Raw genomic sequence first — 10,923 nt, 5'->3', positions numbered from 1 at the left:
CCCGCGAAGAACACCCCATCACCTATTCAGGAACAAAGACCATGACCGACAACATGAAGCAACTGAAACATCGCCTGGCTGAAATCGCACGCCTCAACGAGCAGCTGCCGCAGCTCAAGCAATCCGCCGATGCGGCCTTGGCGATGTTCAAGAGCAGCCGCGCCAGCCGTCCCGCTTACCCGCATGAGGTTCTGGCTCCTTACAGCCAGGCGAAGACCGAGATCGAGGAACACCGCAAGGAAGTGGCCCGGCTGCAACGCCTGGTCGAATGGGAGGAAGGCGTGAAGAACGCGCCGGCCTCGATCAAAGCGGCCCGCAAGACCATGGACACCGCGCAAGCCGAGCTGCGGCAGCTTGAGGCGAAGCGGACCGCATTGGCCGGCAAGCTGGAGAGCATGCAGGCCTCCCAGCGCCACGAGCTTGAAGCCGCACAGGCACAAGAGCACGAGGCTGCCCGTCTGTATGCCGAGGCGCTGGCGACGGACGACAAGGCCGCCGAACAGCGGGCTCGGGTTGCACTCGAAACCGCGACCAACGCGGTGGCCACCTGCACGGGAGGTCAGACCGCCGCAACGGCCGTTGCGGAAGCACTCGCTGGCGAGCTGGACAAGCTGCAGGCGGGCATCGACGAAGCCCGGCAACGCCATCACGACGCCCACCGCGAGGTGTTGCTGGCCGCTCGCTACCTGTGGGCCGCCAAGTTGGATCGGGCTGCCCGCGACCTGGCCAACATCGCCGCCCATGTGGCAGCCGTCGACAAGGCGTTGGGCTTCAATGACGCGCTGTCCGAGCTGCATCTGCCTCTGCTGGCACCGAACGGGCCGCGTTACCTGGGCTCGCGTTACCTCGCCGAAGCCCGCGCCGAAATCGGCATCGAGCAGTTGACCGCGGCGTGACGCTTACCGGGCCACTGGCGTTCGCACGGTGGCCCGGCCTACCCGGAGAGAATCCCGATGATGAACAGAGCCTTTGAACGAGCAACCGGCCAACCTTGGCTGATGCTCCCCGAATCCCTCGACGCGCTGCTGGCCATTGCCGACCGCCAGGGCAATCCCGAAGCCCTGGAGGCCCGCCTCGGTCGCCCGCTGGACAACACCCGCGCCGTCACCCTACGCGACGGCGTGGCGGTGATTCCGATCACCGGGCCGATCATGCGCTACGCCAACCTGTTCACCCGCATCAGCGGGGCGACCAGCACGCAGGAGCTGGCTACCGATCTGCGGACCGCGCTCGACGACCCGAAGGTCAAGGCCATCGTCCTCAACATCGACAGTCCCGGCGGCGAGGCCACCGGCATCAACGAGCTGGCGGATATGGTGTATGCCGCCCGCAGCCGAAAGCCGATCAAGGCCTACGTCGGCGGCACCGGAGCCAGCGCCGCCTACTGGATCGCCAGCGCCGCCGGCGAGGTGGTGGTCGACGACACCGCCCTGCTCGGGTCCATCGGCGTGGTGTTGGAAGTAGCAGTGCGTCAGGCCGAAGCCGGCCAGAAGCGCTACACCCTCGTCAGCAGCAACGCCCCGAACAAGCGGCCCGACGTCGAAACCGAACGGGGCCGTGCCGAGATCGCCAAGACCATCGACGCCCTGGCCGACGTGTTCACCGCCAAGGTGGCCCGAAACCTCGGTGTCAAACCCGAGAAGGTGGCCGCCATGGGCGATCACGGCGGCGTGCGGGTGGGGGCTGCGGCGGTCGAGGCCGGGCTTGCGCACCGCACCGGATCGCTCGAGGCCCTGATCGCCGAGCTGAGCGGCCGATCCGGCACATGGGTCGGTATCGCTCCGACCGTCGTCAGAACTACCGCTGAGTTTCGGGCGGCTATCGCGGCCGGCGTCGATCCGCGAACCATCCAGATCGGCAACCTGAACGCCATCAGGGCACAGGCCGCCGCAGCCGCCATCCTCGCCGAGCGGGAGCGTGCCAAACGTATTCGGGCCATGGCGGTGCGCGGCCTGGAAGACACGGCGACGGCGGCCATTGCGTCGGGTATCAGTGCAGAGGCTGCCGCTCTTAGCCTGCTCAAGGCGGCCAAGGAGCGCGGCATCAAGATTGGTGTTTGAGCTTTGCCGGATCACCGAGAGTTATGGGGTGGCCTTCAGCCAATGCTCTCCTTGGCTACTGTTTGCATACGTCTGGCCAGTCATGTCTATCGGTTGCGTAATAGGCAGAAGCCGGCCAGAAGCTGCCATTGATGACCGACCATCCTTGCAGACATCGTTACTTGTAAGAAAGGAAGGGCAATTTACAGTTCGCTCACTGCCCCTGGCCACGCTCCGAACCGACCGTAATCTGAGTTGACATAGGGGCGTGTAAGGGGTATTGAGCCTTGCGGCCTGATAGGCTGCCAAGTGTGGCTTCTAGGATCGACACAATGGCAAGGATAGAATTTTGTCTGACCTGAATTATAAAAAACAAGCGCAAGCCTACTATGGCAAGGCTCCTCTCATCATCCTGGGCAGCGGTGCATCAGCTGCCCATGGCATGTCTGGAATGTGGGCCCTCGCGAACCACTTGGTGGCAAATACTGACATTTCAAGCTTATCCGATGGCGAAGTCGAGGCATGGGATAGGTTCTGCAAAATTCTAAAAGACGGCGTTGACCTGGAGTCGGCGCTACATGAGGTGGCTGTTACTGACGAGCTAACCTCCAGAATTATCAAAGCAACTTGGTCGCTCATCAACGCTGAAGATATTCAAATTTTCAACAAAAGCCTTCAGAATCCAAGAATGTTTCCGCTGAGCCGACTGCTGCGCCACATGTTCAAAAGCAGCCTCACAAAATTGAACATCGTTACTACGAATTACGACAGGCTCGCCGAATATGCATGCGATCAGGAAGGGCTTCACCATTACACAGGTTTCACGCACGGGTTTATCCGGCATTCGGCCGCCCCGAATGAGATAAATTCTGCCCGCAGGGTCAACATTTGGAAGGTTCACGGCTCTCTAGATTGGTTTAAATCGCCGCACGAAGACACTGTGGCTCTTTCAAACATCCAAGGTATACCTGCCGATTATAAGCCAAAAATCGTAACACCGGGAACCCAAAAATACCACGCCACTCATTTAGAGCCATACCGCTCGATAATCCATAGCGCAGACCAAGCCATCACCGCTGCTAATTCGTATCTATGCATTGGCTACGGCTTCAATGATGAGCATATTCAGCCGAAACTTATGGCACGATGCCAGCGCCAGAATACCCCCATCACGATTATTACCTATTTGCTTTCAGGCGCAGCCAGGAAGCTTATTTTTGACGACAAGGTGCAGAATTACCTAGCAATAGAACGGGGAGCAACAGACGACCAGTCCATCGTCTACTCCTCTTTGAGCGAGGCTCCACTGACCATTGAAAAAAATATCTGGAGTCTTGAGGGTTACCTGTCACTCATTATGTAGGAAGAAGAGATGCCGATTTTTAACTTTAAGGATGAAGATGCGCTTGGGAAGGTTGCCTCCGTCGATACGACAAACGTAATCGTGGACGTGGGAAATGTCGACCAACTTAAGAGGTTGCAGGTCAACCATCTGGCTGTGCTCCAAAGCAGCAGGCCGGGACAGAATCTCATCGGCCTGATCACCCAGGTGACCCGCAAGCGCGGCATTGAGGATATTGACAACGACGGCATCAGCGACCAAGTCGCTGAACTGAATCTATGCAAAATCGCCCTGATTGGCACGATGCTGGATCGTGACGGAGAAAAAGAAAATGTCTTTCGGCGCACTCTGGAAAGCGTTCCGGAAATTGACGCTAATTGCTTCTCCCTAGAGGGCGAAAACCTTACTGATTTTATGCGTACGCTCTCTAGCATTTCAGCCGGTGGGAATACTTTGACGTTGGGCAGATACACACTGGACGAACATGCTGTTGCCTACCTCAACGGTAACAAGTTTTTCCAGCGCCACGCCTTCATCGGCGGCAGCACCGGATCAGGTAAGTCCTGGACCACAGCCAAGATCATTGAGCAAATGTCGGGGCTCTCTACGGCGAACGCCATTGTTTTTGATCTCCATGGCGAATACGCGCCATTGGTAGACCATAGCATCCAGCATTTTAAGGTGGCCGGTCCCGCCGACGTTGAGGCAAAATGTACCATTGGTGATGGTGTGCTTTACCTGCCTTACTGGCTGCTTTCGTATGAAGCACTCGTGTCAATGTTTGTTGATCGGAGTGACCAGAATGCGCCCAACCAGGCCATGATCATGGCCCGTGAGATTAACCAGGCCAAAAGAAAGTATCTGGAGGATGGCGACCATAAGGAAATTCTGAAGCACTTTACCGTTGATAGCCCGGTTCCATTTGATCTGGATGTGCTGATGAGCCGGCTGAACAAGATCAATGTGGAAATGGTTCCGGGGGCTGCGGCCGGCAAAGAAAAGCAGGGAGATTTTTTTGGTAAGCTCGCCCGGATGATTTCCCGTCTAGAGAACAAAATTTCTGATAGACGCCTGGGATTCATGTTCAGCGGCGGTGGAGATGTTCTGGACTTTTCCTGGCTTGAAAAATTCACCACTGCCGTGCTCGGCAGCTCTGGCGAGAATGGCAAGGCCGGTATCAAAATTATCAACTTTTCTGAAGTTCCATCAGACGTCCTCCCATTGATCGTTTCGCTTGTCGCGCGGGTTACGTTTTCCGTACAACAGTGGACACCTTCCGAGTTGCGCCATCCGATTGCGCTTCTATGTGACGAAGCTCATCTCTACATGCCCCAGCGAAACATGGCGGATTCCGCTGACGATATCTCACTGGATATTTTCGAGCGTATCGCGAAAGAAGGTCGCAAGTACGGCATCAGTCTCGTGGTGATCAGTCAGCGACCATCCGAAGTGAATAAGACGATGCTCAGTCAATGCAGCAACTTCGTATCCATGAGGCTGATCAACGCCGAGGACCAAGGCGTAATCAAACGGCTTCTTCCCGATAGCCTCGGTGGGTTTAGCGACATCCTGCCGACCCTCGATACAGGCGAGGCCCTAGTTGTTGGCGATGCCAGCTTGCTGCCAAGCAGAATCAGAATCGATGAGCCAAAAAACAAGCCAAATAGCGGTACGGTAAATTTTTGGGATGAATGGCAAAAAACCGTCAAAGACAAACGTCTAACGATTGCGGTGGATAACTGGCGCAAGCAAAACATCCAGTAATTGCTTCACGAACTGCAAGCCTGAGTGGTATTACGGATCGGATTTATAGCCGCTCCGTTCGAGAGCTCAAGGATGCAATATTTTTTTGCTCTCATCACGCGCCGTGATATATGCCAGGGGTGCTAAGGAATTGTGAGTTACCCCTAGTTTTGTAGACACATCCGAGCGTCTGCTTCTGACCGGTTTCTGCCGGTCGCCACCGGCAGCTATGGGTCGGTAGCTGCCCGTCGCCCTTGCGATCTTAAATCGATCAATCTCAATACGCTCGGATACCTGGCGCTTGCATGCCTGGGGGCATGAGTGCGCCCGCATGACACCCGATGACCAGGGTGCAGCCCTGACATGGGGTAGGCAGGAAGCGAATTCCTCTTTGCGAGCTGCGCGCTTGGGCTTCAGGCGCATTTCAACGTATGTCTCAACTGGGGTGATGCCTGGTTCGGCGTTGCCTTAAGCGAGTGCATGCTGAAAATCCGTGGAGGCGTTGTTTACTTATGGCACTATCACTCAAGAGAAATGAATTAGCGCAAGCTGGACCGACTCCGGAGCCTGCTGCGTGCCGACGACGCAAATATGGAGGTTCGGCAGCCACCGCCCAAGAGCGCGGCGCCCGATGGTATGGAAACCAATCCAACGCGGAAGAATCGCTTTGCAGTCAAGCGCGGTGTCATTCCTCCGTCATCGCAGGTCTTGCTCATTCACGCCGACCAGTGGGAAAAGCTCATTGAGGAGGCTTGTCGCAATCGACCTTTGGGTGGAGACGCGAAGTACGTATTCGTCAAGCAGCTGGGCGGCGCAGGCGACGGCGGGCGCGATATCGAAGCGCGTCTAGTCCTTGCTTTGTCCGAGAGGCAGTGGGATCTCTTTCAAGGCAAACATTACAACCACGCCTTGACACCGGCCGACGTTTTCAAAGAGTTGGTCAAGTTCTTCAAGCACTTGGAGGCGAAGACTTACCCTGCGCCGCGGTACTACTACCTCTGCGCGCCACGCGGCGTGGGCAACGACCTTCACAACCTTCTGAGCAAGCCCGACGAGTTCAAGAAGCGCTTTCTGGATGACTGGAAAGCGGGGAAGACCGGGCTCAAGGGACGCGCTACAGAGCTAACCCCAGCACTCGAACAGCTGATCCTGGCCTTCGATTTCAAGAGCATTGTGGAGTGCCAGACGCGAGACATCCTGGAGTGGCATGCGCTGGACCGGAAGGCGCACTTCGAGCTGTTCGGTTTTGAGGGTGAGCGCGGTGATGACCCCTTGGCACCCGACGCCCCCGCAACACACGAGCAGGTCTACGTCGAAGAATTGCTGAAGGTCTATTCCGAACTAATCGACAAGGGCTTGGCGCTGGACGAGCTGATAGCCTCGGACTGCGGCGAACACTTCCAGAGTCAACGCGCACTTTTCTACTGCGCCGAAGGTCTGAAGACATTCAGTCGGGACACCTACGGCGAGGCAGAGTTCGACGCGCTGTTGGACATGGTGCTGACCGGCATCAAGCCGAAGGTCAAGAGCCCTCGGCATAAGACCGGTCTGGACCGGCTCGAGGCCGGCACCGAGGGTGCGCAACTGTTGGTCGTCAATGACAGTGCGCTGGCTCCTAAACTGCGGCCCGGCGACCTGCCGGGCACCTGCCACCACCTGGTAAACCAGAGGAGGCTCAAGTGGGTCAAGTAAAACGGCACGCGTTGCCTGTGTTCAACTCCCCATTTGAACTCGGCATCCGCATGGTCTACCTCCTGCAGGCACTCGTGCCGCACGGGGCGGACCTTCAGAAGCTGGTGCTGCTGGACTATGCCATCGTGTACTCCGCTGATCTGAACGGGCCGAGCAGCCTACACACACCCATTCCATTCCGAGGCGCAGAACTCATGAGCAGACGCGAGCTGATTGAGCAAGGGCTCTACCTCATGAGTACGCGAGGCCTGGTGACGGCCACATTGGGAACAGATGGCATCACTTACTTCGCGGGAGAGGTCGCGAGGACGATGACGGGCGCTCTGACGTCAAAATACTTGCGTGAACTGGAGCAGCGCTGCGCGTGGGCAGCCGAGCGCTATGGTCAAGCTGACTCCACCGCGCTGACCGCCCAATTCGCTGCGAGTGGCCACCTGTGGGGAGCGGAACTCGAATTGATGGCGCGAAATGGAGGCGGCGCATGGGCATAGTTCTCACGTCGCTGTCGGCCCAGGGACCAGACCGCGAGACCGCCGAGGTCCTATTCCACTCCAGGCGACAGCTGATTCGAGGCCCCAGCGAGACCGGAAAGTCCTATATCTACGATTGTCTCTGGTACATGCTGGGAGGTAACGACCTGCCTGAATCATTTCCGCTGACGCAGGGCTACCAGGAATTCCGCCTGCGGTTTAAGGCCGCCGACGGTGAATACGAAGTACGCCGGGGGCTGTCTGGCGGAGGCGCCGCCGTCTACACGCGCGTGCTCGGCGACACCGAGGATCAAGCGTTCGAACCACTAGACCAAGACCTCGGGGAGTTGCTCGTAGCATTATGCGGTGCGAGTGGCAAACAAATTCTTCGCAATCACAGCAAGCGTGGCGCCGTAACGGGTGACGATCTTCGCCACTGGTCGTTGTGGTCGCAGTCCGACATTCCTGCCAAACAGCCCAGCGCGGGCAGCGGCCATGCCGCATCGAAGCATGAAGCTGCGTTCCACTTGTTTTTGACAGGCACCGATGATTCGGCCATCCAACTCCGGAAGTCCGCAACAGAAGCTGAACGTGCCCGCGGCGAGCTACAGTCTGCCGAGACTGCTCTGAAGCGCATCGAAGCCCTCATGCCGAAAGACCTGAGGCGCAACGAAGTGGAAGAGGCGCTGGAGCGGGTGGATACGACCCTGTCGGCGATGACGAGCCAATACGAAGCGCGTGCTTCCGCGCTAAAGGACTTGCGCAGGCAGCTTGCGGAAACGTCCGATGCATTGCACCGGGTTGAAAACGACTGGAATCACTCACAGTCCATGATTAGCCGCTTCGAGCTGCTCGACAAGAAGTACGCGAACGACCAAGCACGCCTTGGAGGTACTAACGAGGGTGTCGCGTTCTTCCAGGAACTACCGACAGTAGACTGCCCGTTGTGCGGAACCCCGGCAGAAAGCCAAGTGGACCCTAACGATCTGCGCCCTACGGCGCCCAGCCGCTACCGAGCAGCCATCGCCGCTGAAGCAGAAAAAATTCGAGCACTCCGCGTGGGCTTGCTCGCTGCCCTGCAACATGAACGAGGCCGCTATCAAGATCTCAAAGCACGCGCTTCGAAACTAGCTGCTGACCTCAACGTGCTGCAGAACCGCGAAGCGATGGTGCTCATGAATACCCGTGTCGAGTTCACTGCCAATCCAAAAACATTGGCGTTGCGACGTTCAGAGCTGTCCGAACAGCTGAGCAATTTCGACGAGATACAGCGCCTTACGGCCGAGGTTGATCGTCTAAGAAAGGCGAGCGTACGCAAACGTATCACCGTGACTCGTGAGGGCGGGACGTTTGGTCGTGAGGTGGCCAACCGCGCAAAGGAGTTGCTGAATACTTGGGGTTTCACTTCCATCCAGAACATCGCTCTCGCCGACGGACCCTGCGACCTGCGTATCGACGACCGTTCGCGCCTGAGCTACGGCGCCGGAGTGAGAGGCCTGTACCTATCCTCTCTGGTGGTTGCGCTCATGGAACACGCGCTCGAGAAAGGACACCCCCATCTCGGCGTAGTCGTCCTCGACTCACCGCTAAAGACGTACGCTCATCCGGACTCGACCGAAGAACATGAAGTGCCGCCTGCGACGGTCATTGACCGGTTCTATGGCTGGATGTCGACTTGGCGGGGGCGCGGTCAAGTCATCGTTCTCGAGAACGAACCGATCAAACCAGAAACAGCGGAAGCGCTCGAACCCATCACGTTCACGCGTATTCGAGGCAAGGGCCGATACGGCCTTTACCCACTACGCGATGGCGTCGTGCCACGCAATGATGCAAGCGACGAAGGCGATGCGAACTAGATGACATCGAGCTAATTAATGTGCTGCTGCGATCCTGCGCACCAGCTTCAATCTTCAAGCACTGTTAGATACTTGAGTATCGAAGTGGATGATGCCCTGGAGATAGCAGAGCAGACTGAAGTATGACCTTGCCAACGCGCCGGCCGTTCCTAGGTCGGCACTTTCTAGAGGCAGCTTCCGGCCGATGCCTGCCGTACCAAACAGGCTTGGCGTAACACATTTTACTCATGGCTTGGTGTTCAGTCTTTCAGCAATTCGTGTTACTTCGCTGGAGGCCGCGTCATTACTGGCTTTCAGCGTTTCGGCTACACAATAGACACCAGTTACACCCAATTTTTGCAGGGGCGGTGTTCGACTGATCGGCGGATTTACGTAACACGATTGGTGTTCTGAACACCACGTGTTCCGCCTTGCGTGTGTTGGTGTTACATCGCTGTAAGCCTTGCCATTACTGGCTTTCAGCAATTCGGTAACACCAAGAACACCAGTAACACCATATTTTCGAGGGGAAAGGTTTGAATGTCCCCAAGCCCCCGGTCGGGGCGAAGACCTGCAGCGAGGAAAGTCTATGCCCTGCTCCGGACGGATCGGCATGAGGGGGCATGGGAGTTTGCGCTGATCCTGGTCATTGCCCGTCATCACCGCGGGTCCTCCCCAAGGGGCCACCCTACACGGGTAATTCGAGCCGCGTTCACGTGGTAGTGGCTGGGTCTGAAAGTTAGTTAACAGGTTGACGGTTAACCGCCTTGGTTAACAGTTGGCCAGACCAGGTAGAAACCGGCAGGCAGGCATTGGGTCCTTCCAGAGGCCCCCACCCTATGCGGGTAATTCGAGCCCCGTTTTCTCTCTAGCTGAGGCTTGGCCAAGGACTTCCTTACTTTTTCGAGGTAGCCATGGGCTGCCAGGCCAACAGGTGTGAGCTGTCGGAAACCCTTGATGTGCTCGAGCTTCTTAACTGGCGGCAGGCTCAGATCAGCCAAGGAGGTCAACACCAGGCGCTGCAGCTTCCAGCACGACACTGCATCCATAGTCGGTCGCTTGGGTGATCACCAAGGCGAAAGCCCGTGCTGCTGGAGCAGGGGAAGAAAGACGGACATCTCCGAGCAAATCTCAGCTAGAGAGAAAACGGGGTTCGAATTACCCGCATAGGGTGGCCCCTTGGGGAGGACCCGCTGTAATGACGGGCAATGACCAGCATCAGCGCAAACGCCTATGCCCCCTCATGCCGATCCGTCCCGAGCAGGGCATAGACTTTCCTCGCTGCAGGTCTTCGCCCCGACCGGGGGCTTGGGGACATTCAAACCTTTCCCCCTCGGAAATCCGGTGTTCTTGGTGTTCTTGGTGTTCCAGAATCGCTGAAAGCCAGTAACGACGCGGCTTACAGCCATGGAACACCAACACGCGCAAGGCGGAACACGTGGTGTTCGGCACACCAGTCGTGTTCCGTAAATCCGCCGATCAGTCGAACACCGCCCCCGCCATTCCCTGCTGGCCGCCCCGCCTTGGCGGTCGGACAAGGAACACAAGCACAGGCCTGCAGCACTCTTTCGCATAGACTAGAGCTGATCAGAAAGCAGCCCAAACAAGGCTAGCAACCGGGAGCCTGTATGCCTGTCTGTATGCCGCCAAAAATCAACTCACATAAAATCCTTTACTTTCAGTAAGTTGATGAATAGGTTAGAAGCTCGCCGAGCGCGCCAAATACCTGTTTATAGCTGTCTCCAACAGTCTACAAACACCCCTGAAAAGCCCGCCCTGTGCGGGTTTTCTTGTTTCTGGCT

General features: G+C 57.3%; 7 protein-coding genes. All 7 read left to right on the top strand.

Annotated features, from left to right (window positions below):
• Positions 1-41 precede the first annotated feature (41 nt).
• Positions 42-896, top strand: a complete 855-nt coding sequence (locus BMY22_RS10290; RefSeq protein ID WP_090621725.1) for a coiled-coil domain-containing protein — start codon at positions 42-44, stop codon at positions 894-896.
• Between the two features lie 102 nt (positions 897-998).
• Complete coding sequence (locus tag BMY22_RS10285) at positions 999-2,060, top strand: S49 family peptidase (RefSeq protein WP_244158842.1); 1,062 nt, start codon at positions 999-1,001, stop codon at positions 2,058-2,060.
• Between the two features lie 328 nt (positions 2,061-2,388).
• A complete protein-coding gene (locus BMY22_RS10280) occupies positions 2,389-3,402 on the top strand; it encodes an SIR2 family protein (protein WP_090621723.1) in 1,014 nt (337 codons plus the stop codon).
• A gap of 9 nt (positions 3,403-3,411) precedes the next feature.
• A complete protein-coding gene (locus BMY22_RS10275) occupies positions 3,412-5,145 on the top strand; it encodes an ATP-binding protein (protein ID WP_090621722.1) in 1,734 nt (577 codons plus the stop codon).
• Between the two features lie 615 nt (positions 5,146-5,760).
• Positions 5,761-6,816, top strand: coding sequence for an ABC-three component system protein (locus BMY22_RS10270; protein WP_090621811.1), 1,056 nt, complete (start codon positions 5,761-5,763; stop codon positions 6,814-6,816).
• The gene (locus tag BMY22_RS10265) at positions 6,804-7,307 is read left to right on the top strand and encodes an ABC-three component system middle component 2 (protein ID WP_208599260.1); all 504 of its coding nucleotides are present in this window, start codon (positions 6,804-6,806) and stop codon (positions 7,305-7,307) included. The genes BMY22_RS10270 and BMY22_RS10265 overlap by 13 nt, the downstream gene beginning before the upstream one ends.
• Positions 7,298-9,142 (top strand): hypothetical protein, encoded by a 1,845-nt coding sequence (locus BMY22_RS10260; protein ID WP_090621719.1) that lies wholly within the window; start codon positions 7,298-7,300, stop codon positions 9,140-9,142. The genes BMY22_RS10265 and BMY22_RS10260 overlap by 10 nt, the downstream gene beginning before the upstream one ends.
• Positions 9,143-10,923 lie beyond the last annotated feature (1,781 nt).

This window comes from Azotobacter beijerinckii (assembly GCF_900110885.1).
GTDB classification, from domain to species: Bacteria; Pseudomonadota; Gammaproteobacteria; order Pseudomonadales; family Pseudomonadaceae; genus Azotobacter; species Azotobacter beijerinckii.
This window is presented reverse-complemented; position numbering and strand designations above follow the sequence as displayed.

Excerpts from the sequence above, each read along its gene's own strand:
- BMY22_RS10290 (WP_090621725.1), top strand. The coding sequence starts at position 42 with ATGACCGACAACATGAAGCAACTGAAACATCGCCTGGCTGAAATCGCA.
- BMY22_RS10285 (WP_244158842.1), top strand. The coding sequence starts at position 999 with ATGCTCCCCGAATCCCTCGACGCGCTGCTGGCCATTGCCGACCGCCAG.
- BMY22_RS10275 (WP_090621722.1), top strand. The coding sequence starts at position 3,412 with ATGCCGATTTTTAACTTTAAGGATGAAGATGCGCTTGGGAAGGTTGCC.
- BMY22_RS10270 (WP_090621811.1), top strand. The coding sequence starts at position 5,761 with ATGGAAACCAATCCAACGCGGAAGAATCGCTTTGCAGTCAAGCGCGGT.
- BMY22_RS10260 (WP_090621719.1), top strand. The coding sequence starts at position 7,298 with ATGGGCATAGTTCTCACGTCGCTGTCGGCCCAGGGACCAGACCGCGAG.